25 protein-coding genes, 1 tRNA gene and 1 other RNA gene are annotated in these 26,131 nt (G+C 52.9%); 23 read left to right on the plus strand and 4 right to left on the minus strand.

Translation table 11 applies throughout. The features are described from left to right. Nucleotides 1-216: 216 nt before the first annotated feature. Genes aroF through aroQ form a run of 7 tightly spaced genes read left to right on the plus strand, consistent with a single transcriptional unit; the run spans nucleotide 217 to nucleotide 7,480 of the window. Nucleotides 217-1,230, plus strand: coding sequence for a 3-deoxy-7-phosphoheptulonate synthase (aroF, locus tag ACEVJK_RS05450; RefSeq protein ID WP_240287690.1), 1,014 nt, complete (start codon nucleotides 217-219; stop codon nucleotides 1,228-1,230). A gap of 2 nt (nucleotides 1,231-1,232) precedes the next feature. Then, on the plus strand, nucleotides 1,233-2,309 hold the full coding sequence (aroB, locus tag ACEVJK_RS05455; RefSeq protein WP_147571771.1) for a 3-dehydroquinate synthase: 1,077 nt from the start codon (nucleotides 1,233-1,235) through the stop codon (nucleotides 2,307-2,309). 4 nt (nucleotides 2,310-2,313) lie between these two features. Continuing rightward, nucleotides 2,314-3,558: a 3-phosphoshikimate 1-carboxyvinyltransferase gene (aroA, locus tag ACEVJK_RS05460; RefSeq protein WP_374740168.1), complete on the plus strand. Its 1,245-nt coding sequence runs from the start codon at nucleotides 2,314-2,316 to the stop codon at nucleotides 3,556-3,558. Next, complete coding sequence (gene aroC / locus ACEVJK_RS05465; protein WP_240287688.1) at nucleotides 3,539-4,633, plus strand: chorismate synthase; 1,095 nt, start codon at nucleotides 3,539-3,541, stop codon at nucleotides 4,631-4,633. The genes aroA and aroC overlap by 20 nt, the downstream gene beginning before the upstream one ends. Nucleotides 4,634-4,659: 26 nt before the next feature. Then, nucleotides 4,660-5,811: a prephenate dehydratase gene (pheA, locus tag ACEVJK_RS05470; protein WP_240287686.1), complete on the plus strand. Its 1,152-nt coding sequence runs from the start codon at nucleotides 4,660-4,662 to the stop codon at nucleotides 5,809-5,811. Further along, nucleotides 5,811-7,049 (plus strand): shikimate kinase, encoded by a 1,239-nt coding sequence (locus ACEVJK_RS05475; RefSeq protein WP_374740169.1) that lies wholly within the window; start codon nucleotides 5,811-5,813, stop codon nucleotides 7,047-7,049. Before pheA ends, ACEVJK_RS05475 begins: the two co-directional genes overlap by 1 nt. Continuing rightward, complete coding sequence (aroQ, locus tag ACEVJK_RS05480) at nucleotides 7,046-7,480, plus strand: type II 3-dehydroquinate dehydratase (RefSeq protein WP_340405717.1); 435 nt, start codon at nucleotides 7,046-7,048, stop codon at nucleotides 7,478-7,480. The genes ACEVJK_RS05475 and aroQ overlap by 4 nt, the downstream gene beginning before the upstream one ends. 199 nt (nucleotides 7,481-7,679) lie before the next feature. Here aroQ and ACEVJK_RS05485 read toward each other — a convergent pair whose 3' ends face one another. Next, a complete protein-coding gene (locus ACEVJK_RS05485; RefSeq protein WP_147571793.1) occupies nucleotides 7,680-8,291 on the minus strand; it encodes a hypothetical protein in 612 nt (203 codons plus the stop codon). Between the two features lie 246 nt (nucleotides 8,292-8,537). Further along, nucleotides 8,538-8,614, minus strand: a tRNA-Pro gene (locus tag ACEVJK_RS05490). Nucleotides 8,615-8,726: 112 nt separating this feature from the next. Between ACEVJK_RS05490 and ACEVJK_RS05495 the strand changes: the two genes are divergently transcribed. The 7 genes from ACEVJK_RS05495 (at nucleotide 8,727) to ACEVJK_RS05525 (ending at nucleotide 14,416) form a co-directional block, all read left to right on the plus strand. Beyond that, nucleotides 8,727-9,743: a M23 family metallopeptidase gene (locus ACEVJK_RS05495; protein WP_374740170.1), complete on the plus strand. Its 1,017-nt coding sequence runs from the start codon at nucleotides 8,727-8,729 to the stop codon at nucleotides 9,741-9,743. Beyond that, complete coding sequence (locus ACEVJK_RS05500; RefSeq protein ID WP_340405722.1) at nucleotides 9,743-10,354, plus strand: peptidase M50; 612 nt, start codon at nucleotides 9,743-9,745, stop codon at nucleotides 10,352-10,354. The genes ACEVJK_RS05495 and ACEVJK_RS05500 overlap by 1 nt, the downstream gene beginning before the upstream one ends. A gap of 33 nt (nucleotides 10,355-10,387) precedes the next feature. Continuing rightward, nucleotides 10,388-12,226 (plus strand): TIGR03960 family B12-binding radical SAM protein, encoded by a 1,839-nt coding sequence (locus tag ACEVJK_RS05505; protein WP_147571789.1) that lies wholly within the window; start codon nucleotides 10,388-10,390, stop codon nucleotides 12,224-12,226. Beyond that, the gene (locus ACEVJK_RS05510; protein WP_186852583.1) at nucleotides 12,219-12,884 is read left to right on the plus strand and encodes a TIGR03936 family radical SAM-associated protein; all 666 of its coding nucleotides are present in this window, start codon (nucleotides 12,219-12,221) and stop codon (nucleotides 12,882-12,884) included. Before ACEVJK_RS05505 ends, ACEVJK_RS05510 begins: the two co-directional genes overlap by 8 nt. A 30-nt stretch (nucleotides 12,885-12,914) precedes the next feature. Next, complete coding sequence (locus ACEVJK_RS05515) at nucleotides 12,915-13,283, plus strand: thioesterase family protein (protein WP_147571787.1); 369 nt, start codon at nucleotides 12,915-12,917, stop codon at nucleotides 13,281-13,283. A gap of 112 nt (nucleotides 13,284-13,395) precedes the next feature. Beyond that, entirely contained in the window at nucleotides 13,396-13,569 is a 174-nt protein-coding gene (locus ACEVJK_RS05520; protein ID WP_186852582.1) for a hypothetical protein, read from the plus strand. Between the two features lie 118 nt (nucleotides 13,570-13,687). Beyond that, nucleotides 13,688-14,416 (plus strand): YebC/PmpR family DNA-binding transcriptional regulator, encoded by a 729-nt coding sequence (locus tag ACEVJK_RS05525; protein ID WP_240287672.1) that lies wholly within the window; start codon nucleotides 13,688-13,690, stop codon nucleotides 14,414-14,416. A gap of 515 nt (nucleotides 14,417-14,931) precedes the next feature. On the opposite strand, the gene rnpB is transcribed toward ACEVJK_RS05525, so the two are convergent. Continuing rightward, an RNA gene (rnpB, locus tag ACEVJK_RS05530) (RNase P RNA component class A) lies at nucleotides 14,932-15,286 on the minus strand. A 159-nt stretch (nucleotides 15,287-15,445) separates the two neighbouring features. On the opposite strand from rnpB, the gene murD reads away from it, so the two are divergent. From murD to ACEVJK_RS05575, 9 genes are all read left to right on the plus strand, one after another. Next, the gene (gene murD / locus ACEVJK_RS05535; protein ID WP_240287670.1) at nucleotides 15,446-16,831 is read left to right on the plus strand and encodes a UDP-N-acetylmuramoyl-L-alanine--D-glutamate ligase; all 1,386 of its coding nucleotides are present in this window, start codon (nucleotides 15,446-15,448) and stop codon (nucleotides 16,829-16,831) included. A 15-nt stretch (nucleotides 16,832-16,846) separates the two neighbouring features. Then, nucleotides 16,847-17,887 (plus strand): M42 family peptidase, encoded by a 1,041-nt coding sequence (locus tag ACEVJK_RS05540; RefSeq protein ID WP_340405721.1) that lies wholly within the window; start codon nucleotides 16,847-16,849, stop codon nucleotides 17,885-17,887. Beyond that, nucleotides 17,880-18,905, plus strand: a complete 1,026-nt coding sequence (locus tag ACEVJK_RS05545) for a M42 family metallopeptidase (protein ID WP_374740172.1) — start codon at nucleotides 17,880-17,882, stop codon at nucleotides 18,903-18,905. Before ACEVJK_RS05540 ends, ACEVJK_RS05545 begins: the two co-directional genes overlap by 8 nt. Before the next feature lie 23 nt (nucleotides 18,906-18,928). Further along, nucleotides 18,929-19,927 carry a M42 family metallopeptidase gene (locus tag ACEVJK_RS05550; protein WP_374740173.1) on the plus strand — a complete coding sequence of 333 codons (999 nt, stop codon included), beginning with the start codon at nucleotides 18,929-18,931 and terminating at the stop codon, nucleotides 19,925-19,927. 32 nt (nucleotides 19,928-19,959) lie between these two features. Next, nucleotides 19,960-21,228 carry an aminotransferase class I/II-fold pyridoxal phosphate-dependent enzyme gene (locus ACEVJK_RS05555; RefSeq protein WP_374740174.1) on the plus strand — a complete coding sequence of 423 codons (1,269 nt, stop codon included), beginning with the start codon at nucleotides 19,960-19,962 and terminating at the stop codon, nucleotides 21,226-21,228. 45 nt (nucleotides 21,229-21,273) lie between these two features. Continuing rightward, nucleotides 21,274-22,005 (plus strand): sporulation protein YunB, encoded by a 732-nt coding sequence (yunB, locus tag ACEVJK_RS05560; RefSeq protein WP_147571780.1) that lies wholly within the window; start codon nucleotides 21,274-21,276, stop codon nucleotides 22,003-22,005. An 86-nt stretch (nucleotides 22,006-22,091) separates the two neighbouring features. Then, nucleotides 22,092-22,682 (plus strand): VanZ family protein, encoded by a 591-nt coding sequence (locus ACEVJK_RS05565; RefSeq protein WP_374740175.1) that lies wholly within the window; start codon nucleotides 22,092-22,094, stop codon nucleotides 22,680-22,682. Further along, nucleotides 22,675-24,648, plus strand: coding sequence for an NAD-dependent DNA ligase LigA (gene ligA / locus ACEVJK_RS05570; protein WP_374740176.1), 1,974 nt, complete (start codon nucleotides 22,675-22,677; stop codon nucleotides 24,646-24,648). The genes ACEVJK_RS05565 and ligA overlap by 8 nt, the downstream gene beginning before the upstream one ends. 131 nt (nucleotides 24,649-24,779) lie before the next feature. Continuing rightward, on the plus strand, nucleotides 24,780-25,727 hold the full coding sequence (locus ACEVJK_RS05575; RefSeq protein ID WP_262670329.1) for a DMT family transporter: 948 nt from the start codon (nucleotides 24,780-24,782) through the stop codon (nucleotides 25,725-25,727). Between the two features lie 40 nt (nucleotides 25,728-25,767). Here the strand turns inward: ACEVJK_RS05575 and ACEVJK_RS05580 are convergent, their stop codons facing one another. After that, nucleotides 25,768-26,130, minus strand: a complete 363-nt coding sequence (locus ACEVJK_RS05580) for an SdpI family protein (protein ID WP_147571776.1) — start codon at nucleotides 26,128-26,130, stop codon at nucleotides 25,768-25,770. Nucleotide 26,131 lies beyond the last annotated feature (1 nt).

Below are 26,131 nucleotides of genomic sequence, written 5' to 3' on the forward strand. Positions count from 1 at the left end.
TATGAAGCAGTTTGCAGCTTACTTCTTTAGCTACTTTTACTTTTTTGGCTTTCGTGCAAAAAAGGTAAAAGTGTTTTTTGCTGCAAACAGACGGCTCCCCTCCGCAATTTAGGCGGAGTGTTGGAACATTGAATGACCTGCGGTGAACAAACGCTTCACCGCAGGTCATTTTTTATGACCCGGTGGAGAGCGCAGAGGAAAGGAAGGAAGCGCATCATGGTTATCATCATTAAGCAGAACGCAAAGGAAGAGCGAATCCGGGATCTGATTCAGTGGATCGAGGCCCAGGACCTCCGAACCCATGTTTCTACCGGGGACTACTCGACAATTATCGGTGTGATTGGAGATACCAGCAAGCTAGACGAGGGCCTGGTCAGTGGGCTGGATATTGTAGAGGGAGTCAAGCGTGTGTCGGAACCCTTCAAAAGCGCCAACCGGAAATTCCATCCCCTGGACTCCATTATCCAAGTAGGCCAGGAGCACGTCAAGGTGGGGCACGGCAACTTTGTTATGATCGCCGGCCCTTGCTCGGTGGAGAGCGAGGAGCAAATCATTTCCGTGGCTAAAAGCGTCAAGGCCGCTGGGGCCACCATGCTCCGGGGTGGAGCCTTCAAACCCCGGACCTCTCCCTATGATTTCCAGGGATTGAAGGCGGATGGCATCGAATTGCTGTTGGAAGCGAAGAGGGAGACTGGATTGCCTATTGTCACCGAGATCATGAACGCCAACCACCTGCCGTTGTTCGAGGACGTGGACGTGATTCAGGTTGGTGCTCGGAATATGCAGAATTTCGAGCTACTCAAGGAACTGGGAAAGACCCAGAAGCCGATCCTCATCAAACGCGGTCTGGCCAATACCATCAAGGAGCTACTGATGAGCGCAGAATATATTATGGCTAGCGGCAACGAAAACATCATTCTTTGTGAGCGGGGGATTCGGACCTTCGAAACAGCGACCCGGAACACACTGGATCTGTCCGCCGTGACCGTGCTCCATGAGCTGACCCACCTGCCTGTCATCGTGGATCCCAGCCACGCAACTGGTGTGGCCCGCTATGTCAAACCCATGGCTATGGCGGCGGCGGCCTGCGGGGCGGATGGCCTGATCATCGAGGTCCACAATGACCCTCCACGCGCTCTATGCGACGGGGCCCAGTCCCTTCGTCCAGAGCAGTTTGAGGATGTGGTCAAGGCCGTCTATGCCATTCGGGCGGCGGCCCAGGAGGTCTGACTATGAAAACATTGGCCGTCAATACCTCCCGGCCCTATGAGATCAAGATTGGGCGGGGATCTCTGGACCAGGCTGGTGTACTGTGCCGTCAGGCGATCCCCAACGCCCGGAAGCTGACAATCGTCACCGACAGCAGAGTTCTGCCCCTGTATTTGGCGCGGACGGCAGACAGCCTGGAGCAGATGGGCTTTCAGATTCAATGCCTTACCGTCCCTGCTGGGGAGGCGTCAAAAAGCGCGGAGCAGCTTGTTATCCTTTGGGAAAAGATGATGGCCTTTGGTATGACCCGCACGGATGCTGTGGTAGCTCTTGGGGGCGGCGTAGTGGGGGACTTGGCGGGCTTTGCGGCAGCCACCCTGTTACGCGGGGTAGATTATGTCCAGATCCCTACCACCCTGCTGTCCCAGGTCGATTCCTCCGTAGGCGGAAAAGTGGCCATTGATCTGCGGGCTGGCAAGAATCTAGCAGGAGCCTTCTGGCAGCCCAGCCTGGTAATCATCGATCCAGGCTGCCTGGATACCCTGCCTGACAGGACCTTCTCCGACGGCATGGCCGAGGTCATCAAATACGGCTGTATCTTGGACCGGAAGTTGTTTGAACTCCTGAATCGGTGCGGGAGCCGGGTGAGAGTGATGGAGCGCATTGTAGATGTAGTCTATACCTGCTGCGACTTGAAGCGCCGGGTGGTTGTAGAGGACGAGCGGGACACCGGCTTGCGCCAGCTACTGAACTTTGGACACACTGTCGGCCATGCCTTTGAGCTGGCCGGACATTATGAAACCTGGACTCACGGGCAGGGAGTGGCCGCTGGCATGAACTGGGCCGCCCAACTTGGCGTAGAGCTGGGCGTCACGCCACCGGAAACGGTGGAGTGCATTCAGGAGCTTCTGAAAAAATTTGACTTACCCTTGGACATTCCCTGCCCCTGGGAGACTATGACAGAGGCGGTAGGACTAGATAAGAAGAACGCCGGGGACCACATATCCCTCATCGTCCTGGAAAAGCTGGGGCAGGCGGTACACCGAAAGATGGCTCGGGATGAGCTGCTGGGACTGCTGAAGTGTATGTACGGGAGATGAGCTTATGGATGTGACCATTGTTCCAAACAAACTACAGGGCAGGGTAACTCCGCCACCCAGTAAGAGTCAGACACACCGGGTCATTCTGGCCGCTGCCCTGGCCAGGGGCAGGAGCAGGCTGGAGAATGTGGCCATTTCCCAGGATATCCTCGCTACCCTGAGTTGTATCGGTGCCCTGGGGGCACATTGGGAGCGGAAGGGGGAGCGGACCTTAGAGGTGACCGGTATGGGGGGGATCTTCCAGCCGGGAAAGGAGTTGCCACACTTTGACTGTGGAGAGTCGGGCTCTACCTTGCGCTTTCTCATCCCGATTGCCTTGGCGGTAGCAGGAGGCGGGATATTTACCGGCCGGGGCCGGCTGATGGAGCGGCCCCAGGAGCCTTACATCCACCTGTTCCATGAAAAGGGGATCTCCTGGAACAGGGAGGGGGATACATTGACAGTCCTTGGACAACTGAAGGCAGGGGACTACGAGCTACCCGGAAATGTGTCCAGCCAATTTTTTACAGGTCTTCTCTATGCTCTACCTCTGGTGTCAGGGATATCACGCATTGTACCTACTACCCACATAGAGGGCCGGGATTACCTCGCCATGACTTTGGATACCCTGGCAGGCGCAGGGGTAACAGTGACCGAGCTTCACAATACTATAAAGTATTTTCACATCACAGGAAAGACTGCTTACAAGGCGATGGATTATACTGTGGAATCCGATTGGTCCCAGGCAGCCTTTTGGTACGCCGCCAATTTTCTGGGTGGACAGATTACGATTCAGGGGTTGAACCCCACCTCCGCCCAGGGAGACAAGGCTGTGGCCTCCTTCTACTGGAAACTGGCGCGGCCAGGTGATGTGGATCTGGACATGTCCCAGTACCCTGATCTTGTACCCCCTCTGGCCGCAATGGCCGCGGTACGGAAAGGGACCTGCCGCTTTAATAACGCTGGGCGGCTTAGAATGAAGGAGAGTGACCGCCTCAATTCAGTAACGGCAGCTCTGATTGCTTTAGGAGCGGATATTAGGGAAGGGGAGGACAGCCTTACCATCCGGGGCCGGGACAGCCTGATGGGAGGCGAAATGGTTGACAGCCAAAACGATCACCGCATTGCAATGATGGCCGCTGTGTCCGCCCAGACTTGCCAGAAGCCAGTAACTATCTTAGGTGCGGAGTGCGTAAACAAGTCCTACCCCAATTTCTGGGAGCATTTTCAAGTGTTAGGAGGGAATATACATGGCCTCGTACTTCGGTAAGCATATCCATATCTCTATCTTTGGGCAGTCCCATTCCCAGGTGATCGGCGTGACAGTGGATGGACTGCCAGCCGGCGAGAGCGTGGATCTGGAGGGACTCCAACGCTTTCTCCATCGTCGCGCCCCTGGATGGGACACTACCGCTACCGCTCGAAAGGAGGGAGATATCCCTCGTATTCTGTGTGGTTTGCTGGAGGGAGAGACCTGTGGAGCGCCTCTGACCGCTATCATCGAGAACACCAATATTCGGTCCCAGGATTACAATGACCTATGCGATAAGCCGCGCCCCGCACATGCAGACTTTACTGCCCAGATCAAATATGGTGGCCATCAGGATGTGCGGGGCGGCGGACACTTTTCTGGGCGGCTCACAGCCCCCCTTTGTATCGCCGGCGGCATCTGCGCCCAGCTCCTGTCCCGACGCGGGATTGCCATTGGGGCCCATATTCGTTTTATCGCACAGATAGAAGATAAGCCATTTGACCCACTGGGAGAACAGACAGAAGTGCTGCGGCGGGTTCAGGCGGCCTCATTCCCAGTCCTAGACCCCAATGTGGAGGAGCCGATGCGTGCGGTCATCCTCCAGGCGCAGAGGGAAGGGGACTCGGTAGGGGGTGTTGTAGAGTGCATGGTCACCGGGCTGCCGGCCGGGGTAGGCTCTCCCATGTTTCAGGGCCTGGAGAGCCAACTGGCCGCGGCCCTGTTCGCCATCCCGGCTGTAAAGGGCGTGGAGTTTGGCACCGGCTTTCAGTCCGCCAACCTGCGGGGATCAGAGAACAACGACCCATTTATTTTGGAGGATGGGGCTATCCGGACTGAAACAAATCATGCCGGTGGAATACTGGGTGGGATATCAAATGGGATGCCTATCCTGTTCCGAGTTGCCTTTAAACCTACCCCCTCTATCGCCCAGTCTCAGCGTACGGTCCGCCTTTCTACCCACACAGAGGAGGAGCTTCACATCACCGGCCGCCATGACCCTTGTATCGTACCCCGGGCGGTGCCAGTGGTAGAGGCTGTCGCTGCCGCCGTCGTACTGGACGCCCTGCTGGATCAAAATACCGACCATATCTAGGATAAAAATTTAGGAGGAGATTTCCCATGGAGCACAATCTGAATGACTTAAGGGAGCGAATTGACCACATTGACAGCCAACTGGTAGACCTGCTGAAACAGCGGATGGCTGTCTCCAGAGATGTAGCTCTATACAAAAGGAAAAACGGACTGCCCACCTTAGATGCCGGCAGAGAACGGGTGCTGCTGGCCAAGGTAGGGGCGGAGGCTGGTGAGGAGCTGGCCGATTACACAGAGTCTGTATTTCGTGCCATCCTGGCGGTGGGCCGCTCCTATCAGAACCAGTGTGGCGGGGTGAAGTCCCAGGTCTATGAAACCATCCGGACGGCCTTGGCTGAGACCCCGGCGCTCTTTCCCCAGCGGGCCACCGTGGCCTGCCAGGGGATAGAGGGCGCCTACTCCCAGATGGCCTGCGACAGCATCTTTAAATCTCCTACGATCCTCTATTTTGATACCTTCGATCATGTATTCAAAGCGGTGGAGAGCGGCATGTGCCAATATGGAATACTGCCCATCGAAAACAGTACCGCCGGTTCCGTCAACGCGATATATGATCTGATGATCCAGCACAACTTTTCCATTGTCCGCTCTGTCCGCCTGAAGGTCAGCCACAATCTGCTTGCCAAGCACGGGACGAAGCTAGGTGACATTCGAGAGGTGTTCTCCCATGAGCAGGCGATCAGCCAGTGCGCGGACTATCTGGCTGGAATGAAGAACATCAAAGTGACCATGGTAGAAAATACTGCGGTGGCCGCCCGTATGGTGGCACAATCTGACCGTACCGATGTTGCCGCTATCTCCTCTCGCTTCTGTGGCGAGGAGTATGGTCTCAATCTGGTTCAGACCAATGTTCAGGACCAGGATAACAACTATACCCGGTTCATTTGTATCTCAAAAATCCCTGAAATATATCCCGGAGCGGACCGTACCTCGCTGATGATGACCCTGCCCCATAGACCAGGCTCGCTCTACCATGTACTGTCCAAATTTTATGCTCTGGGGATCAACCTTCGCAAGCTGGAGAGCCGCCCGCTTCCGGACCGGGAATTTGAGTTCATGTTCTACTTCGATCTGGAGTGCTCTGTATACGCCCCGGAGATGGAACGTCTGTTCCAAGATCTGGATGAGGAGAGCGAGTACTTCCGCTACCTTGGGACCTATAACGAGGTCATCTGCTGATGGTCCCGCGTCATCTGGAATTTGGACTACTGGGGGAGCATCTTGCTCACAGCTTCTCCCCAGCAATCCACCGGCAGTTGGGGGGCTATGATTACCAACTAGTGGAGCTGTCTCCAGAACAGGTGGGGCCCTTCCTGCGTCAAGGGCAGTTTCGCGGACTCAATGTGACGATTCCCTACAAAAAAACAGCGATGAGATTCTGTGACCAGCTTTCCCCTGCGGCCCAGCGGATCGGCAGTGTCAATACCATTATCAAGGGACCTGATGGGACACTGTATGGGGATAATACCGATTATGACGGTTTCTTGTATCTGCTTCGTTCAGCCGGGGCCCAGATAAGAGGAAAAAAAGCGCTTGTACTTGGAAGTGGAGGAGCCTCGCTCACTGTCCATGCGGTCCTTTCGGATTTAGGCGTTGGGCAGGCCGTAGGGATATCCCGCAAAGGACCGGACAATTACGAAAATCTGGAGCGGCACCAGGATGCGGAACTGATTGTGAACGCTACGCCAGTGGGGATGTATCCCAATGTAGAGGCTTCTCCTGTGGACTTGGCGCAATTTCCACATTGCGGCCAGGTCTTTGACCTCATTTACAACCCAAGCCGGACCCGGTTCCTGTTGGATGGTGCTAGACGAGGAATGCTCTGGGCCAATGGCTTAGGAATGCTGGTAGCCCAGGCCAAAACGGCAGCGGAGCGGTTTTTAGGCCAAACGATTCAGGACAGCAGGGTGGTGGAAATCACCGCCTGTATTGAACGTCAGGCTCTCAATCTTCTTCTGATTGGGATGCCGGGCTGCGGAAAGACTACGATAGGGCAGGTGCTGGCCCGCCGTCTGGGGCGGCCCCTGGAAGATATTGACCAGCATATCGTTGCCAACAGCGGTTGTTCTATTCCGGAGATATTTTCCTGGGAAGGGGAGGAGAGCTTCCGAAGCAGGGAGCATCAGGCCCTCTGTCAGCTGGCCAAGCAGTCAGGTAAAGTCATTGCCTGCGGCGGCGGAATCGTCACCAAACGTGAGAACTGGGACCCTATCCGCCAAAATTCCACAGTTATTTATCTCCGCCGGGACTTGGAACTGCTCCCCACGGATGGACGTCCGGTATCCCAGTTCCATTCTCTGGAGGAGCTCTACCGGCAGCGCGCACCTCTATATAGTCAGTTGGCTGACCTTACGGTTGACAACCAAGGTACAGTAGAGGAAACAGTGGACGAGATCATCAGGAGGCTGGAGCTATGAATCTACTTGTAATCAATGGTCCAAACTTGAATCTGTTAGGTATCCGGGAGCCGAACATTTACGGCGACCAGAGTTTTGCCGCCTTGGAACGATTTATCCAGGCGGCAGCCCAGGAGAGTGGGGTGTCTGTGGAGTTGTTCCAATCCAATCATGAGGGAGCGATTGTGGATAAAATTCAATCTGCCTATGGCAGAATGCACGGTATCGTAATCAACCCAGCCGCCTATACCCATACCAGCGTAGCTATTTTGGATGCCCTAAAGGCGGTGGCGCTGCCGGCGGTAGAGGTCCATCTCTCCGATGTGAACAGCCGGGAACCATTTCGGCAAATCTCCTATGCGGGCATGGCCTGCGAGGAGTCCTTTATCGGACTGGGCTTCGAGGGCTACCGGCGCGCCATCCAGTATCTCTGCCAAAAATACGGCCACTGATAACCTGGAAACAAGAGTTTGCAGAGTGGAAAGCACGGCAACAGTCTAAAGTCTAAATAATACAAACACGCATAATAAAGGAGGGGACATCTGAAATGATGTTCCCTCCTGGTTTACTTATTTAGCAACCATTATTTTTTGCTAATCCCTCAAGGATTAAATACACGCCAGCTGTAGCGATGTGTTCTCATGCCACAGTCTAATCGAACATAACCGTCTCAGCTAAGTCTAGATTGGTATTTGATATTTCTTGGTCTACAACAGATACCGGAGCATTACTCTTTACTCTTTCTGCTCCTGTGATATCCCATCCGCCGCCAGCAACGGCTTCGTTTGTGTTCACCATTACTTCCATACCACTATACATGAATCTTAACCAGCCTTCTGCGGTTATCGTGTCTTCTCCGAAGTACTCATAATCATCGACACCAATCAAGGAGAAGAAATCTTCAAAGGACATGTCATCTTCCATGTCTGGAAAAAGTACATTTGCTGTTGTGATGAAACCAGCGCATTTTAACTGGTCTTCATATTCGTTCATAGCCTTTTCAGCATCACCGCTCTGTGTTCCGAAAAAGTAGGAAACGTATTCCGCCTCCGGATCCCCAAAACATATAGCAGCACAATCCGGGAATCCATCTAATCTTACAATAAATTCGCCTTCGGGATACTCATTTCTTAATTCACTAAGTGTTTTTCCAATGTCATTAAAAAATTCAGGTGTTTGGTCGCTAGGGGTTGCAGGTACGCAAGCGGAAAATGCGAATGATACAAGCAAACATATGGTCACAATAACTACGTTTCTTTTCATATTAACCTCCGTTCAGCGATATCATACTGCTCTAAATGTAACATTTTTGAGGAATTTCTTGGAGTAAATCGGCAGACAAAATGATGTATTGTTGCTATAATTATAATAAGAAGCACAACAAAAAGCAAGGATTTGGAATGTTGTTCCCAATCCCCCAATTCTTGCTAATCAAAGTACATTTTCAATAGAAATGATAAATCCGAACACATTACCCACTTGGATAATGTAGTTCGGATTATCATTATTTGGTCCGAGTGGCGGGATTTGAACCCACGGTCTCTTGGACCCGAACCAAGCGCGATACCAAGCTTCGCCACACCCGGAGTTCTAACTGCTATATTATAAAATCTTTCATCAAAGATGTCAAGTGTAATATCCAAAACCGCTTCAGAATAGACTGACCTATCACCGATATCTGAAAAGGGAGGGGCCAGGATGTATCGCGCCGCACACACTGCCCGAAAAAATATCCATTTCTCACCTACCGGAGCAGGCCGGCATAGTAGAGGATCCAGCAACCAGGAGAGGACACGTCTACGTCAGCTGTTGGTCTGTGTCGTCCTATTCCTAACCGTATTTTTAGGGAAGGGAATTTTCCCAGCCAAACTGCTTCAGGTGCGGGACGATATCGTTCAGCTTATCACCTATAATATCGATTTTAAAGCTGCTTTTTCCAAACTTGGTGCCACGATTGGGGGGGAAGGCACGCTGCTGGACCAACTTGGTGAATTTTGCGTAGAAGTATTCGGCGGTTTTTCTAGTTCCGACGTAGATCCACAGCAGGCAGGAAATTTGTATGATTCCTCCCAATCAAAGATCGTGCTCCTGACAGGGGGCAGACAGGATCCGGAGGAATTGACCCAGAACCTATTTTCCTCCGATCTCCCAAAGCTGGATATTTCCTTTGATACGGAGCCTGTGGAACAGTCGGAGCAGCCAGCGGCAGTGGAGGAGCCAGCCGTGGTGCCGGCCGCGGGTACGCTGCTCCTCAAATCTGATTATAGTGGGAAGGAACTGCCCAATAATTATACCATGGATAAGCTCTCACTGGGAGATCTCGAAACAGTCACCCCTGTTCTTGGCCATTTAAATTCTGTCTATGGATACCGGGACCACCCTATTAATGGTGTGTATCAGTTTCACGGCGGCGTGGATATTGGTGGACAGACAGGCGATCCGATCAGCGCCTTTGCCACCGGCACGGTGGAGTATGTCGGCCAAGACGACTCCTATGGGCTCTATCTCCAACTGGACCATGGAAATGGCGTCAAATCATTCTATGCTCATTGTAACAAGGTCTGTGTCAGTAAGGGACAGTCTGTGGCTGTGGGGGAGAAGATTGCGGAGGTGGGCTCATCCGGCGCCGCCACTGGGCCACACCTGCATTTGGAACTTAAATTCAATAAAACTCATCTGGATCCAATTTACTATATCCAGGTCCTGGAAAACTAATGCGCATTGGAAAGCTGGAAGTAACAGCGCCCTTTTTCCTCATGTTGGCGTGGCTGAACTACCTGGACCGGCAGGGGCTGGTCCCGCTGTGCGTGTTGGCCTGCTGTTTCCATGAGCTGGGGCATCTCCTGTCGATACGGCTGTTGAGTGGAGATATCAAGCTAATCCGCCTTACAGCTGTTGGAGCGGAAATGGTACTGTGTAGGCCGATGGGATATGGCCAGGAGATGGTGGCGGCTCTAGCGGGACCGGGCGTGAATCTGCTGCTGGCTGTCCTCTGCTGCCGCTGGAGCTGGGGAACACTTTTCGCCGGGTTGAATCTGGCTCTAGGCTGTTTTAATCTTTTGCCGGTCGGGAGGCTGGACGGCGGCCGTTTTTTACATGGATTGCTGGCTGTCTTTTGTGGCCTGAATGTGGCAGAGCAAATTGGAGCCTTGCTGGACGGATGTCTGGTAGGCTCGCTGCTTCTGGCGGGGGCGCTGCTGGCCTGGAAAAACGGAAATATCACCCTGTTATCTGTTGGGCTGTGGCTGCTGGCTGTTTTTTCCAAAGGAAAAAAGAGGGGAAATAGGGCTTGCCTTATAGATAAGAAAAAGGTAAAATTATATTGATTCGCTCCTAGGCGTTTCAACTGGAGGATCAATATGAATCGCACACTAGAGCATATCTTACCCAAAGTACAAAAGCCCGCCCGCTATACTGGCGGCGAGTATAACGCAGTGGTCAAAGAGAAGTGTTCTGTGACCACTCGTTTCGCGCTTTGTTTTCCGGATACCTATGAGATTGGGATGTCCAATTTGGGATGCCGCATTTTATATGGCGTCATGAATCAGAGGCCCGATGTGTGGTGCGAGCGCTGCTATGCCCCCTGGGGCGATATGGAAGAGGAAATGCGCCGGGAGGGACTGCTCCTCTATGGGCTGGAGAGCGGGGATCCCATCGCAGACTTTCATATCATCGGCTTTTCTCTTGGGTATGAGATGGCCTACTCCAATGTTTTGAATATGTTGGATCTGGCGGGACTGCCGCTCCGATCCGCGGACCGGAAAGGTCTTACTCCGCTTGTGGTAGCTGGTGGCACCTGCTGTTATAATCCTGAACCGTTGGCCCCTTTTATTGACTTCTTCGTCCTTGGCGAAGGGGAGGAGGTCACTCTGGAGTACATAGACCTGTACCAAAGGGCCCAGGAGGAAGGATGGTCTAAAGAGGAGCTTCTACAGGAAGCGGCTCGTATCCCTGGTATCTATGTCCCCTCGCTTTATGAGGTAACTTACCATGAGGACGGACGGGTGGCAGCCATCACTCCAAAGGAGGGCGCCCCCGCCACCGTGACAAAACGGATCATCCAGGACATGGACAAAGCCTATTTCCCAGTAAAGACCATCATTCCCTCCACCGAGATCGTCCACGACCGGGTGATGCTGGAGCTGTTTCGGGGATGTATCCGGGGCTGCCGCTTCTGCCAGGCTGGATATGCCTATCGCCCTGTCCGAAGCCGCAGCCCAGAACTGCTGGCCAGATATGGGAAGGAAGCCTGCGAGGACTCCGGCTATCAGGAGATGACACTGTCCAGCCTGTCCTCCACGGATTATCCCTGTCTGCTGCAGTTGTGTGATGACCTGCTGGATTACTGCGCCCCACGGGATATTGGCCTGTCTCTGCCCTCCCTGCGGGCGGATACCTTCTCCATGAATCTGATGGAGCGGCTCCAGCGGGTCCGAAAGGGCGGATTGACTTTCGCTCCGGAGGCTGGGACCCAGCGCCTAAGAGACGCCATCAACAAAAATCTCCGGGAGGAGGACCTTCTCCAGTCCTGCCGCACCGCCTTTTCCGGCGGTTGGAGTGGAGTAAAGCTGTATTTTATGCTGGGACTGCCCACAGAAACAGATGAGGATGTCCTGGGCATCGCCGACCTAGCCCGTAAGGTCTATTTTACCTGGCGGGAGTGCACTCCAAACAAGGCCCGTGGAGTACGAATCACGGTATCCACCTCCTGGTTCGTTCCAAAGCCGCACACCGCCTTCCAGTGGGAGGCCCAAATCCCGGTAGAGGAGTACCAGCGCCGGGTGGATTTGTTGCGGGATGCGCTGAAGCGGGACAAGTCGATCACTTACAACTGGCACGACCCCCAGACCAGCTATCTGGAGGCCATTTTCTCCAGGGGAGACCGCCGTTTAGCCGATGTATTGGAATGGGCCTGGGAGCATGGAGCCAAATTTGACGCCTGGAGCGAATATTTCGATTACCAGCGATGGATGGACGCTCTGTCCGCCTGTGGGCTGGATGGGGACTTCTATGCCCACCGGGTCCGGGAAAAGGACGAGCTATTCCCCTGGGCAGTACCAAGCGTCGGGGTCAGTCGGGAATTCCTGTGGCGGGAGCGGGAGCTTTGCTACCAGTCTGTCACCACTCCAGACTGCCGGTCACGCTGCTCGGCCTGTGGGGCCAACAAAATGCTGACAGGAGGTAGGACCTGTGGCTGACCGCCTGCTATTTTCCAAGACAGGGAGAGCCAAATATATCTCTCATCTGGATCTGATGCGCACCTTTCAGCGTGCTTTCGCTCGCGCCAAGATCCCGATCAAGCATACAGAAGGGTTTAATCCACATCCCTTTGTTTCCATTGCGCTGCCCCTCTCGGTGGGCTACTCCAGCCAGTGTGAAATACTGGAGTTTGGACTGATGGAGGGGACCGGCAGGGAAGAGGTGCCGGGCAGATTGACCGCCGCCATGCCGGAGGGGATCGTGGTCCATCAGTGCTATCCAGCACAGCGAAAACTCAAGGAGTTGGCCTATGTCAACTACATCATGAATATGGAATATCCGGCAGGCCGTCCCCAGGAGACAGAGTCTGCCATGCGGGAGCTGCTGGGCCGCGACAGTTTGATTATGCAAAAGAAATCTAACAAAGCCAAAAAGGGATATACAGAAGTGGATCTCATTCCTTTGATCCGCGGCTGGAATCTGGAATGTCAGAGCGACACTATGACGCTAGATGCGGTACTGTCAGCCCAGAATCCCGGCCTGAACCCCGAACTTATCCACAGCGCCTTTTGCCAGGAATATCCTCAATTCCGGCCAGACATGGTTACCTTCCACCGCCGAGAGGTACTGGACAAAGATGGAACTCCCTTCCGCTGAAGGGGCACAATACACAGGAGGAGAATACCCATGGAGGAGAAGAAGCAGCATACACTGACCTGGACAGTCACAGACGATATGACCGCCAAGCGCATCGGAACCGCCGGCGCCAAGATCCTTTCCACCCCCAATATGCTGGCCCTGATGGAAGGGGCCGCTCTGGAATTGGCCCGTGAATTTTTGGACGATGGGATGACCACCGTAGGCGCGGAAGCGCACGTCAAGCATTTGGCCCCTACACCCGTTGGGATGAAGGTGTGGGCTACCGCCACCCTCCGGGAAATCGAGCGCCGGAAGATGTGGTTTGACATCGAAGTGTTTGACGAGAAGGGCAAATGTGGTGAGGGTTGGCATCTGCGTATCATGGTGCCTGACAAAGACCGGAGTCAGGTCCAGTGACGCTGGCATTGTATCCGAAAGGCCTTGGGATCTCCTGACTTCAATTACACCTATATTGTCTATGGAAAGTATTGCGAACTTTGAAAGCAATTGTACCAAAGGAGGTTAAACAATGAAAAATTGGGTATTTCTTTTAGGTATGATCACTTTATCCATTTCTATTATAATTTTTGGCGTTCTTTTGTCTCAAGCAATTGAACGGGCAGGATCTGGTTTGGATAGTTCGCTTTCTTATTTTGCAGAGTTGTTGCGTGGCACACTTCTTACCATTTCCGAAAGAAATTGACGGTGCAATTTCTGTAATCTATATAGATTGGACGATCCCCTGAGAAAACAGCTTGTCAAGGCCGATAAAGAGTGATATAATATTTGCGCTCATTACACAAGAAGGGAACGATATTACCATGTCCGGACATTCCAAGTGGCACAATATACAGAAGACCAAGGGTGCGGCCGACGCCAAGCGCTCCCAAATTTTTACCAAGATTGCCCGTGAAATGATCGTAGCAGTCAAGACCGGGGGCAGCGGTGATCCCGCCAACAACTCCCGTCTGGCCACCGTCATTGCCAAGGCCAAGGCGGCCAATATGCCCAACGATAATATCAAGCGGACCATCGACAAGGCGCTGGGCTCCGGCAATACCGACAGCTTTGAGAACGTGACCTATGAGGGCTACGGCCCCAATGGCGTCGCCGTGATCATCGAGGCGCTGACCGACAACCGCAACCGCACCGCCCCTGAGGTGCGCCACCTGCTGGACAAGTATGGCAAGGGCTTGGGCGCCACTGGTTGTGTATCCTGGTCCTTTGACCGCAAGGGTGTCATTGTCATCGAGTCGGAAGACCTAGACGAGGATACTGTTATGATGGATGCTCTGGAGGCCGGCGCCGACGATATGCAGGCTGACGACGAGGTATTTGAGGTCTATACTGATCCCGATGCCTTCGCCGCTGTGACCGAAACTCTGGAGAAGAAAGGCTATGTCTTCTTGGAGGCTGGAGTCCAGATGGTCCCCCAGAACTATGTCAAGCTTACCGCTGAGGACGATATCAAAAATATGGAGAAGCTGATCGATCTCCTGGAGGAAAATGATGATGTCCAGGCTGTGTATCACAACTGGGACCAGGACTGATTCTTCTCATAAGATAAGGACCCTGGAGCGCAAAACCGCTCCAGGGCCCTTTTTTGTTACTCGTCATAGATGATAATGCAGAACTGACTGGTGCCAGTATAGGTATCATACTTTGTAACAGAAGATGAAATTTCCATAAAATAAACTCCTAATTTCTTGGTCCCAAAGTCTAATTCAAAAATGAACGTACATTGATTCATTGATAGGTTTTATGTAAGAATATCAATCAAATCATTTTTTTAGATTGGCTGGGTATTATCTGTTCATTCAAGTCCAATAAAATACTGTTCATCCATATGGACGCAAAAAATTCTGTGATGTTACATTTCATCATTAAATAATCCTTGAATGTAAAAAAGAATCGTATAACAGCTAAAGTTGCCTTCAGCTATTTCATGTTTCTGAGTATTTCTTATAGTATTCATACTATTATTCTCAGTTCCGACCAGGAATACTAAGACGAATTGGGATAAAATAAAAAATACAGCGTCCCTGCCCTCTGACTGGAACGCTGTATCGCAAGCAGGCCTGTAAGCCGGGTTCTGTCTTTTAAGACAGCCATCTATCTCGATGCGTCGTTGCCGACGCACTCAAGCCGCCTCCATGGAACGGCCGGGCCAGCCTGTTGTCCCTCCACGGCGTTGCTCCGGATAGAGTTTACAGCGATGGGCGCTTCCACGCCATCGGGTGAGCTCTTACCTCACCTTTCCACCCTTACCCCGTTCAAGGAGAACGAGGCGGTATATCTCTGTTGCACTTTTCCTAGGGTCGCCCCCGGCGGGTGTTACCCGTTATCCTTGCCCTGTGGAGCCCGGACTTTCCTCACAGATGGGCCTTTCGCCCCATCCGCGCGGCTGTCCAGCCTGCTTGACTGGTCTATCATACAGGAAAACGGAGTGTATGTCAAATGGTTTCCTGGACTGGAAACTTCCAAGCATATGGAGCCGCTCACAGTTTCGATTGAATTTTTTTGCCCGGTATGTTAATATAAAGTGCTGGGAAAGAAAAACTTGGAAGGAGGACGTTTCAGTGTCCACCATTACTGAATATCTTGAGTCCCTCCATGGCTATTCCATCGCTGTCATTGGTATGGGAGTCAGCAATACCCCTCTGATTCGAATGTTCCTTCGGGCTGGTCTGAAGGTCACGGTCTGTGATAAGGCGCCCCGGGAACGGGTGGAGGAGCAGGCCGCGGAATTGGAGAGCCTGGGGGCTAAACTTCATCTGGGACCTGGTTATCTGGACCGGTTGGCGCGGTTCGACCTTATTTTCCGAACGCCCGGCCTCAGTCCCAACACCCCTGAACTGCGGGAGGCGGCCGAGAGGGGGAGCATCGTTACCTCTGAAATGGAGCTCTTTTTTCAGATGTGTCCCTGTAAGATCATCGGTGTCACTGGCAGCGACGGAAAGACCACGACCACAACGCTGATCAGTGAGTTTCTAAAAGAAGCTGGGTATAATGTCTATGTGGGGGGTAATATCGGCAAACCACTTCTCCCGGATGTCGCCGGTATGACCCCGGAGGATATGGTCGTGGTGGAGCTGTCCTCTTTTCAACTGATGTCTATGGGGCAGAGCCCCAATGTGGCGGTCTTTACCAATCTTTCCCCCAACCATCTGGACTATCATCACACCATGGAGGAATATACCGCCGCTAAGATTAATATTTTCCGGTACCAGGAGCCGGGTGACCGTGCAATATTCAACTACGATAACGATATTACACGTGCCCTGTCCAAACAGGCCCCGACCGCCGTCATGCTGTTCAGCAGAAAGCAGAGTTTGGAAGAGGGAGTCTATCTCCGGGATGGCGCTATCTGGCTGACCAATGAAATCGGCAGCCGTGAGGTGCTCCCCCTGGCTGACATCCAAATTCCTGGTGTCCACAATATCGAAAATTATATGGCGGCCATTGCGGCTGTGGATGGCTTAGTGCCAGACAAAAAGGTTCGGGCCGTTGCACAGCGATTCACCGGTGTCGAACATCGTATTGAGTTGGTCCGTGAATTGGATGGCGTAAAGTATTACAATGATTCTATCGGTACCAGCCCTACCCGCACCATGGCCTGCCTGGATTCCTTCAATCAAAAGCTCATTTTGATCGCGGGAGGATATGATAAGGGAGTCCCCTTTACGCAGCTAGGCGTGGAGATTATAAAGAAGGTAAAAACGTTGATTTTGACGGGTGATACCGCCCCTGCCATACGAAAGGCTGTGGAAGAAGCGGAGGGCTACAGGGACAGCGGGCTAAAACTGATTGAAACCGAGGATTTGTCCGCCGCTGTGGCCGCTGCTCAGGGGGCCGCAGTCGCGGGTGATGTGGTGGTTCTATCTCCCGCCTGTGCCGCGTTTGACCGATTTAAAAATTTTATGGAGCGCGGACGAATATTTAAAGAGCTTGTCAACGCGCTCTGATGCGGAGGAATAGGCTTGGATTATAGAATCATTTTGCCGCAGCTGTGTGCCCTAGCGGGCCCTAGCGGCTTTGAGCGGGCGGTAGCGGAGGCTGCCGCCCAGCTTCTGGCCCCCTGGATGGACGCAGTACAGATCCAAAAAATGGGCAGTGTAGTAGGCGTCCGGCGGTGTGGAAAAGAAAATGCACCTAGACTTGTACTGGATGCCCACTTAGATGAGATCGGTTTTATCATTACCGGACATGAGGACGGTTTCCTCCGTTTTGCATCCTTGGGCGGTGTAGATCCTCGGATGCTTCCAGACCGGGAAGTGACCATTCTCACCGATCCTCCCATGCTGGGTGTGGTAGCCTGCCTGCCGCCCCATGTGCAGAGTAGAGAGGACATGGACAAGTCCCAGCCCATTCAGGAACTGTTTATCGACATCGGACAGAGTAAGGAAAATGCCAAAAAACTGGTCCCCGTTGGCACGCCGGCCGTATATCACACCAGCTGTGTGCCACTGGGGGAGGATCTGATATGCGGAAAATCACTGGATGACCGGGCCTGTTTTGCCATTTTGCTGGACACTGTCCAGCGTCTGGCGGGAGAAGATCTGGATGTGGACGTATATGTAGTAGGCTCCACCCAGGAGGAAACGCATAGTACCGGCGCTATTACCGCCGCTTATGGCATCATCCCTGATCTGTGTGTGGCAGTGGACGTGACACACGGAGACAGCCCGGATGCCTCTAAAGATAAGACGTTCCGGCTGGGAGGGGGCCCTGTCATTGGGCTTGGCCCAAACTGTGCCCGCTGGATGTCCCAGAGGCTGCGGGACAAGGCGCGGGAGCTGGATATGGACTTCCAGCTGGAAGTCATGGCTGGTCACAGCGGTACCAACGGATGGCCCCTTCAGGTGAGCCGGGAAGGTGTGGCTACCGCCGTCCTATCCCTACCACTGCGGTATATGCATACCCCAGTGGAAACTGTCAACTGCCGGGATCTAGAAGCGACGGCCGAGCTTCTGGCCGCCTTTATTCGGGGCATTGGGAGGGAGGTCCCCAGCTATGCTTGAGCTACTGAAGGAACTGTGCCGACTCAACGGCGTTTCTGGGGCAGAGGACCCGGTCCGAAACTTTATCCAGACACAGGCACAGCCATATGCCGACTCCCTGCGCAGCGACGCGCTAGGAAATCTGATCGTTTTTAAGCGTGGAAAGAAGTCTAACGAAAATAAGCTCCTTCTCGCCGCCCACATGGATGAGGTGGGCGTGATTGTTACAAGGATTACGGAGGAAGGCTTTCTAAAATTTGATTTTGTTGGTGGTGTCGACCGCCGTGTGGCCATTGGTAAGCCGGTGGTCCTGGGCGAAAATGAGATTCCTGGACTGATTGGACTAAAGGCCATCCACCTGGTGAGCAGGGAGGAGGAGGAGAAGGTCCCAAAGACCGACGCCCTCTATATTGATATCGGAGCGAAGGATAGGGAAGAGGCAGAGAAGCTGGTCCCGCCTGGCACCTACGGCTCCTTTGTTGGCCCCCCCCAGGAGTTTGGACAGGGCTTCTTGAAGGCCAAGGCCATTGATGACCGGATTGGCTGTGCGATTATGCTGGAGCTGTTGAAGGAGGATCTGCCCCTGGATGTGACCTTTGCCTTCACTGCTCAGGAGGAAGTAGGCACCCGTGGAGCCTTTGGGAGTGCCTTCTCGGTGTCGCCGGAGGTGGCGCTGGTGCTGGAAACCACGACCGCTGCCGATCTGCCTGGGGTAGAGGGAGCGCGCCGAGTATGTGCCCCAGGCAAGGGGCCTGTAATCTCCTATATGGACGGCGCTACCATCTATGACCGGGACCTTTTTGAGAATCTGCGCCGCTTGGCGGAGGAGCACGGGATTCCCTGGCAGACCAAGGAATATATTGCCGGAGGCAACGACGCCCGCACCATTCAGCGATCCAGATCCGGTGTCCGGGTAGCCGCTCTGTCCGCCGCGGTACGCTACCTTCATGCGCCGGCCACGGTCGGCAGTTTGGCCGACTTTGAAAATATGTGGAAGCTGACCCGACTGTTTCTGGCCGATCAGGCGGCACAGCTTTGATGGGAGGACAATAGGTAATTCATATGGAACTGTTTGAATTGATACAGACGTTAAGCTCTGCCCACGGCCCCTCTGGGGATGAGGCCGATATTAGGAATATCCTCTCCGAATTGGCTTCTCCCATGGCCGATGAGGTGGCCTGGGACACCATGGGAAACCTCATCGTTCACCGGAAGGGACCCGGCTCGAAGGTAATGCTTGCCGCCCATATGGACTCCATCGGTTTTATCGTAACTCACATCGAGAAGGAGGGATTCCTCCGAATGGGGAAGCTGGGGGGGATCAGCCCCAAGGAGGCTGTCTATACCCCCATTCGTTTCAAAAACGGTGTCCGGGGCGTGGTCGTACCAGAGGAAAAAGCCGATTTTGGCAAGCTGAAGCTAGATGAATGTTATATTGATATCGGAGCCAGAGACGAGGAGCAGGCGAAAAAACTGGTCCAGGTGGGAGATACGGCAGTGTATGACTCCCCCTGCTTTCTCCAGGACAGCCGCGTAATCTCTCCCTATTTGGATAACCGCATCTCCTGCGCGGTCCTGCTAGCTGTGCTGGAGCGTATCCAGACCAGCGCTAACGACCTGTACTTCGTCTTTACCTCCCAGGAAGAGGTGGGGCTGCGGGGCGCTAAGACCGCCGCCTGGGCTGTTGATCCGGACTGGGCCATTGCCGTAGATGTCACTGATGTAGATGACACCCCTGGATCAGAGCGGTCAGGCACAGTTCAGTTGGGCCAGGGAGCGGCTGTCAAGGTAATGGACTCCTCTATCATCTGCCACCCAGAAGTGGTAGCGAAGCTGGAGGGACTCGCGCAGGTACAGGGGATCTCTGTCCAAAGGGATATTATGCGCGGCGGCGGTACTGACGCTGGCGCCATTCATACCACCCGCCTGGGGGTAAAAACCGGAGGGATCTCTGTGCCCTGTCGGTATATCCATACCCCTGTTGAGATGGCCGACCTTGGAGATGCGGAAGCCTGCATAAAACTGGTGGAAGCCTTCGCCCAGACTGCGTTGAATGTATAACAAGAGACAAAAAGATTGGACTGACAAATAAAATGCCTTTACAGTTAAGCGATAAAGTGCGTGCTCTGGGTGATCAGGCCCAGAGGGAGCTGGTTGATGAATTTTCCCGCATCGATATCATAGCCCAGGAAAATACCCAGCGGGTGCTGGCTGCCTTTCAAGACCACCGGGTGGCGGATAACTATTTTGCCGGCACCACCGGCTACGGCTATGATGACCTTGGCCGGGACAAGCTGGATGAGATCTATGCTGCTCTTTTTGGCACAGAGGCCGCTCTTGTCCGGATACAGTTCGTCAACGGTACCCATGCCATCGCCTCCGCTCTTTTTGGCGCTCTGAAGGCTGGTGATGTGCTGGTTTCCGCTGTCGGGGCCCCCTATGATACCCTTTTAGGTGTCATAGGTACAGCGGAAAAGGGGCATGGATCTCTAAAGGACTACGGCGTGGAATATCGTCAAGTGGAGCTGGTAGACGACGCCCCAGACTTGGAGGGGATTGCCCGGATGGCGGCCAATCCCAAGGTAAAAGCGGTGCTGATCCAGCGATCAAAAGGGTATTCTACTCGAGCCTCCCTCTCTGTGGCGGAGATTGGAGAGATGTGTGCTATCATCAAAAGGGCGAATCCCAATGCCGCCATTTTGGTGGACAACTGCTATGGTGAATTTGTAGAAACTCTGGAGCCGACCCATGTAGGGGCCGACCTAGTAGTAGGCTCCCTGATTAAAAATCCCGGCGGCGGACTGGCACCCACTGGAGGCTATATCGCTGGCCGCCGCGATCTGGTAGAGGGGGCGGCCCAACGGCTTACAGTTCCAGGAATCGGTGGGGAGTGCGGCTGTACTCTGGGCCAGAACCGTCTGCTTTACCAGGGACTGTTTTTGGCCCCTCACACCGTGGCTCAGGCTGTTAAAACGGCTGTTTTTGGCGCAAAAGTAATGGAACTGCTGGGCTATGAAACAGAGCCACACTCCAGTGCCGTCCGTCACGATATCATCCAAATGATTCATATGCGGGAACCGGAAGCCCTTAAAAAATTTTGTAAGGGCATCCAGTTCGGCGCGCCTGTGGACTCCTATGTGACCCCGGAACCCTGGGATATGCCCGGTTATGACAGCCAAGTCATTATGGCTGCTGGCGCCTTTATTCAGGGAGCCTCCATCGAACTGTCCGCTGATGCCCCCATGCGTCCGCCCTATACGGTGTATCTCCAGGGCGGCCTGACCTTCGAGTCGGGCAGACTGGGGATCCTGCTGGCCGTCCAAGAGCTCCTTGGCTCAGATCAGCCGGTTCCCAGGGAATAGGCCAAGCCGGAAATTACATATCTTCTCCCTATGGGGGGTGAGGATATGGTCATGGGTCCTTTACGGCGTGAATTATACCGAAAAATACACGGCGGCCTATTTTATAGATCGGCCGGCAGGGGAGTGGGACGGTCCTATTCATTTCCAGTTCACGTCCCGCGTTGGCTGGTCACACTTGGCGTCGCTTTGCTCCTATCTTTCTCAATCATCAGTTTCTTGGAGTCCAGGATAAAGCCCGTTATAGCGGCGGCGGCTACTACCCAGATTCAAAATCAATTAACAGGCCTGATCGAGCGATCTGTTGTAGAAGATCTGGCACAGCGCCAACTGGGATATGGCGATCTAGTTACGATACAGCGTGAGGAAAGCGGTGCGATTACCTCACTTTCCACGGATATGGCATCTATGAACCAGCTCAGGGCATATCTGGTTAATCAAATCCTAGAAGAATTAGATGGTATCGATGTTTCAACCATTCAGATCCCAATAGGGAGCCTCTTTGATTCTGAGCTACTCTGGGCGGCTGGACCCTCGCTTCATGTCAGGGCTATGTCCGTAGGAACTGTCCAAGCGGAGTTTGAGAGCGAATTTTCGGAGGCGGGAGTCAACCAGACTCGTCACCGGATCTGGCTCCATCTCTCCATTCCCGCCACAGTCCTGCTGGCAGGCAGCGCCATAGAAGTGCCGCTGGATACAGAGCTTTGTGTCGCGGAAACAGTGATCGTAGGACAGGTACCCAACACCTATCTCAGCTTGGACGGGATATCAGGCCATTAAACGGAGTTTTACAGATGAGTCTTTGGGAAACAATACAATGGTATTGGGGTAATATCTTGGATTACGGTCTGCAGATGCTTCCCTGTATGCTGATCGGAGTATTCGGATTTCTTCTGTTCCTGCCGTCCCGCAAAAGAAGACTGGCCAGTCTTGGGCTGTCAAGCAGCAGCGGGAGAGAGGCTGTTCTGCTCCTTTTTGTCATGTTTTGCGCTGGATTGGCCTCTGTAACCCTTTTTCCTGCTAATTTCTGGAGCTTGAATCGATGGTACTGGGTCCTGCATGGAATGGAGCCTCTATTTCCGCCTGTCGATTGGCAGATCCAGTGGGATACTTTACAGCTCACCCCCTTTCAAGAGATCATTCGGGCCTTTCGCGGGCCATGGGTCATGTTTTTAATGGTCGCGAATATCGGTATCTTCTGCCCTATTGGTTTTTTCCCTGCTTTACTGTGGCGGGGCTGGCGGTGGTGGAAATCCGCTCTGGTTGGTCTTTGCACCTCTGTTTTTATTGAATTTGTCCAGTTTTTCATTGGGCGCAGTAGCGATGTGGATGATGTAATCCTCAATACTGCGGGCACTCTGGTGGGATTCTGGATCTTCTGGCTGATAAATGCCCTGCTGCCACAGCTGACCATTAAATTTCAGTGCACCACAAAGGAGTTACCTGGATATGGATGAATTGAAGGAGCTCGAGGTACTACGCCATGAGCTGATACAGGCCGGTTTGGAGTATTATGTGTATGATGCGCCAACCATGTCTGACTATGAATATGACCACAAATTGCGCCGTCTTGAGGAGCTGGAGGCAGCCCACCCAGAGGCAATAACTCCTGACTCTCCCACCCAGAGGGTGGGTGGGAAGGCACTGGAGGCGTTTTCTCAAGTAGAGCACCGGGTCCCCCTGGAGTCGCTCCAGGATGTCTTTGATTTTGAAGAACTGAAGGCTTTTGACATCCGGGTCCGAGGGGTGGTCCCGGATGCCCATTATGTAGTGGAGCCTAAGGTGGATGGACTTTCTGTCGCGCTGGAATATGAAAATGGTCTCTTTGTCCGTGGGGCAACACGGGGAGATGGCCGGGTAGGGGAGGATGTCACAGAAAATTTGAGGACGATCCGCTCTATCCCTATGCGTCTGCCGGATATGCCGGCTCACCTGATTGTCCGCGGTGAGGTATTCATGCCTAAACAGGTTTTTCATGCGCTCAATGAGGAACGTGAGCGCAGGGGAGAACCTCTTTTTGCCAATCCAAGAAATGCCGCCGCTGGCTCGCTCCGCCAGCTAGATCCCAAAATTGCCGCATCTCGGAGGCTTGACATACTAGTATTTAACATCCAGTGGATTGAGGGGGCCGCTCTGTCCACACATCTGGAGACACTGGAATACTTGAAACGCAATAACTTCAAGGTGATTCCGCATTACAACTGTCAACAGATGGAGCAGGTGATGGACCATATCGCAGAGATCGGAGAGAACCGTGATTCCTTCCAGTTCGATATTGACGGAGCGGTCGTAAAGGTAAATAGCCTGTCAGATAGAGAACGCCTAGGTTCCACCGCAAAATTTCCCCGCTGGGCCGCTGCCTATAAGTACCCGCCTGAAGTCAAGCCCTCCAAAATGACGGATATTTTAGTCCAGGTAGGGCGAACTGGGGTACTGACACCCAAAGCAGTACTGGAGCCGGTCCGGCTCGCCGGTACTACGGTGACCAGCGCGACTCTGCATAATCAGGATTTTATTTCGGAAAAGGATATTCGCATTGGCGACACAGTTCTGGTTCGGAAAGCAGGGGAGATCATACCAGAGGTTCTGTCTGTCGTTATGGAGCAGCGTCCGGAAGGAACACGCCCCTACTTTTTGCCATCTGTCTGTCCGGTGTGCGGGGCTCCGGTGGAACGAGATGAGGACGGGGCCCATATCCGTTGTACTGGATCCGAATGTCCAGCGCAGCTGCTTCGCAATCTAGCCCATTTTGCCAGCCGGGATGCCATGGATATCGATGGTATGGGTATCGCAGTGGTGGAGAACCTTGTTGGGGCCGGCCTAGTCAAGACCCCAGGTGATCTCTACTTTCTTTGTGAGGAAGATATCGCAAAGCTGGACCGGATGGGTAAAAAATCAGCTCAAAATCTTATTTCAGCGATTGAGAACTCTAAATCCCAGGACCTGTCCCGACTGATCTACGCCTTCGGTATCCGTCAGGTGGGCCAGAAGGCCGGAAAAGTATTGGCTGCCCACTTCAAGACCCTAGATGCTTTGGAAACGGCTACGTTAGAGGAGCTCACCGCCATTGATGATATTGGAGAGATTACAGCACACAGCTTGTTGGAGTGGATGTCCAGCCCTCAAAGCCGGCATTTGATCTCTCGTCTGCGGGAGGCAGGCGTCAATATGACGGCAACTGATCGGGGAGATGACCAGCGCTTCGCTGGTATGATTTTTGTTTTGACAGGGGCACTGGAACGCTTTACCCGGGATGAGGCCACTGAATTGATCGAGGCAAGAGGTGGAAAGGCCGCCAGTTCTGTATCTAAAAAGACCACCTATGTAGTAGCAGGGGAGTCCGCCGGATCAAAACTGCGCAAAGCACAGGAGCTAGGAATCCAGATCTTGACAGAGGATGATTTTTCAGCACTTCTGAAATAATACTTTGATGATTTAAAGGCCCTCAATACTATTTGGGGGCCCTTCTTTCATTATTAGTTTTTTACTATTGTGCAGTTCCATTTTCTTTAGCATATGGTATAATTATTCTATCGAGAGGGGAGGCGTTATTTGTGAAAACAGGATATCTGTATATTGCTATTGCGGTAGTCATGTTCAGCTCCTTTGAGGTGGTATTGAAATTTATTGCTGGAGAACTGAACCCTGTCCAGTTGACCTTTGCTCGTTTTGTTATTGGCTTTCTCTTCCTATTACCTTTGGCCCTGCATACACTTCGAAAGAGGAAAAAGAGGCTTGATACGAAAACTCTGGCTTATTTTGCCCTTTTAGGGTTCACTGGGATATCTCTGAGCATGACAATTCTCCATCTAGCTGTCGAGTATACCAGTTCCTCGGTCACTGCGGTCCTCTTCAGTTGTAATCCGGTATTCGTGACCTTCCTGGCCTTCTTTCTGCTCCATGAGCCCATTAAAAAACGTCATGTGGCAGCCCTTATTTTTGAAATCATCGGGACTCTGGCGATCATCAATCCATTCCACAGCAACCTGAATATGTTGGGGGTATCGTTGGCGTTGCTATCTACCCTGTTGTTTTCTCTGTACGGGGTTATGGGAAAGCGGAAGTGTGCTGAGTATGGCGGTGTGGTCGTGACCTGCTTTAGTTTCCTATTTGGAAGCCTCATCGTACTTCTTTTTATCGTCCTATCTCACATTCCGGCTGTGGCGGCGGCGATCACCTCGGCTGGTCTGCCAAATTTCGCCAACATTCCTATCCTGGCCGGTTATACCATAGAAAATCTCCCCTATGTGCTCTATGTTTCTGCCGGTGTAGCAGGTATCGGGTTCTGCTCCTACTTTTTGGCTATGGAATATCAGCCAGCTAGTGTAGTTTCCCTAGTATACTTTTTTAAGCCCGCTCTGTCACCGATACTGGCTTGGTGGCTCCATAGGGAAGATATCCCGGGAAATATGCTGCTTGGTATCCTTTTGATTGTCGTTGGCTCTCTGTGTTCCATCATCCCAGGTATTTTGGAAGCCAAACGCCCGACTGTATCACATTAAATAATAAAAAGGCCTCCAAGAAAAAACTTGGAGGTCTTTTTTATATTAGTTTGTTTCCATGTTCATCAAATCCATTTTTTAACAGCAAATCTACTAGAAAGGCGGACAAACAAAAAAATACCATCTGACCGGCCAGAAGCCACAAAATAAAATTGAGATACTGGTCCCGAAAAAACCACATCAGCAGAGCGGTCACCAACCCAAGTACGATGCCAAGACGAATCCAGAGCTTTGAGCAATGGCGATGTGCAAAGCTCCAAGTTTCTTCACTGCGTGTAGACAACGCTGTACGGTAGGCCAACCCCTTGCTGTCCATTTTGGGCGGGGATACTTTCCATATGATTCCCACACACAGAATAAGGATAGGGGGGAGCATGGTCAGAATAAAGCAGGCAGCGTACATG

Source organism: Flintibacter sp. P01028, from assembly GCF_041925235.1.
Lineage (GTDB): Bacteria > Bacillota > Clostridia > Oscillospirales > Oscillospiraceae > Lawsonibacter > Lawsonibacter aceti.

Bases quoted from the DNA above. Each gene is read 5' to 3' on its own strand.
- aroB (WP_147571771.1), top strand. From the start codon at position 1,233: ATGAAAACATTGGCCGTCAATACCTCCCGGCCCTATGAGATCAAGATT.
- aroC (WP_240287688.1), top strand. From the start codon at position 3,539: ATGGCCTCGTACTTCGGTAAGCATATCCATATCTCTATCTTTGGGCAG.
- ACEVJK_RS05580 (WP_147571776.1), bottom strand. From the start codon at position 26,130: ATGTACGCTGCCTGCTTTATTCTGACCATGCTCCCCCCTATCCTTATT.
- ACEVJK_RS05555 (WP_374740174.1), top strand. From the start codon at position 19,960: ATGCCTTTACAGTTAAGCGATAAAGTGCGTGCTCTGGGTGATCAGGCC.
- ACEVJK_RS05525 (WP_240287672.1), top strand. From the start codon at position 13,688: ATGTCCGGACATTCCAAGTGGCACAATATACAGAAGACCAAGGGTGCG.
- ligA (WP_374740176.1), top strand. From the start codon at position 22,675: ATGGATGAATTGAAGGAGCTCGAGGTACTACGCCATGAGCTGATACAG.
- ACEVJK_RS05520 (WP_186852582.1), top strand. From the start codon at position 13,396: ATGAAAAATTGGGTATTTCTTTTAGGTATGATCACTTTATCCATTTCT.
- ACEVJK_RS05565 (WP_374740175.1), top strand. From the start codon at position 22,092: ATGCTGATCGGAGTATTCGGATTTCTTCTGTTCCTGCCGTCCCGCAAA.
- ACEVJK_RS05505 (WP_147571789.1), top strand. From the start codon at position 10,388: ATGAATCGCACACTAGAGCATATCTTACCCAAAGTACAAAAGCCCGCC.
- ACEVJK_RS05500 (WP_340405722.1), top strand. From the start codon at position 9,743: ATGCGCATTGGAAAGCTGGAAGTAACAGCGCCCTTTTTCCTCATGTTG.
- aroF (WP_240287690.1), top strand. From the start codon at position 217: ATGGTTATCATCATTAAGCAGAACGCAAAGGAAGAGCGAATCCGGGAT.
- ACEVJK_RS05550 (WP_374740173.1), top strand. From the start codon at position 18,929: ATGGAACTGTTTGAATTGATACAGACGTTAAGCTCTGCCCACGGCCCC.
- yunB (WP_147571780.1), top strand. From the start codon at position 21,274: ATGGTCATGGGTCCTTTACGGCGTGAATTATACCGAAAAATACACGGC.
- pheA (WP_240287686.1), top strand. From the start codon at position 4,660: ATGGAGCACAATCTGAATGACTTAAGGGAGCGAATTGACCACATTGAC.
- ACEVJK_RS05485 (WP_147571793.1), bottom strand. From the start codon at position 8,291: ATGAAAAGAAACGTAGTTATTGTGACCATATGTTTGCTTGTATCATTC.
- ACEVJK_RS05495 (WP_374740170.1), top strand. From the start codon at position 8,727: ATGTATCGCGCCGCACACACTGCCCGAAAAAATATCCATTTCTCACCT.
- ACEVJK_RS05545 (WP_374740172.1), top strand. From the start codon at position 17,880: ATGCTTGAGCTACTGAAGGAACTGTGCCGACTCAACGGCGTTTCTGGG.
- aroA (WP_374740168.1), top strand. From the start codon at position 2,314: ATGGATGTGACCATTGTTCCAAACAAACTACAGGGCAGGGTAACTCCG.
- ACEVJK_RS05475 (WP_374740169.1), top strand. From the start codon at position 5,811: ATGGTCCCGCGTCATCTGGAATTTGGACTACTGGGGGAGCATCTTGCT.
- ACEVJK_RS05515 (WP_147571787.1), top strand. From the start codon at position 12,915: ATGGAGGAGAAGAAGCAGCATACACTGACCTGGACAGTCACAGACGAT.
- aroQ (WP_340405717.1), top strand. From the start codon at position 7,046: ATGAATCTACTTGTAATCAATGGTCCAAACTTGAATCTGTTAGGTATC.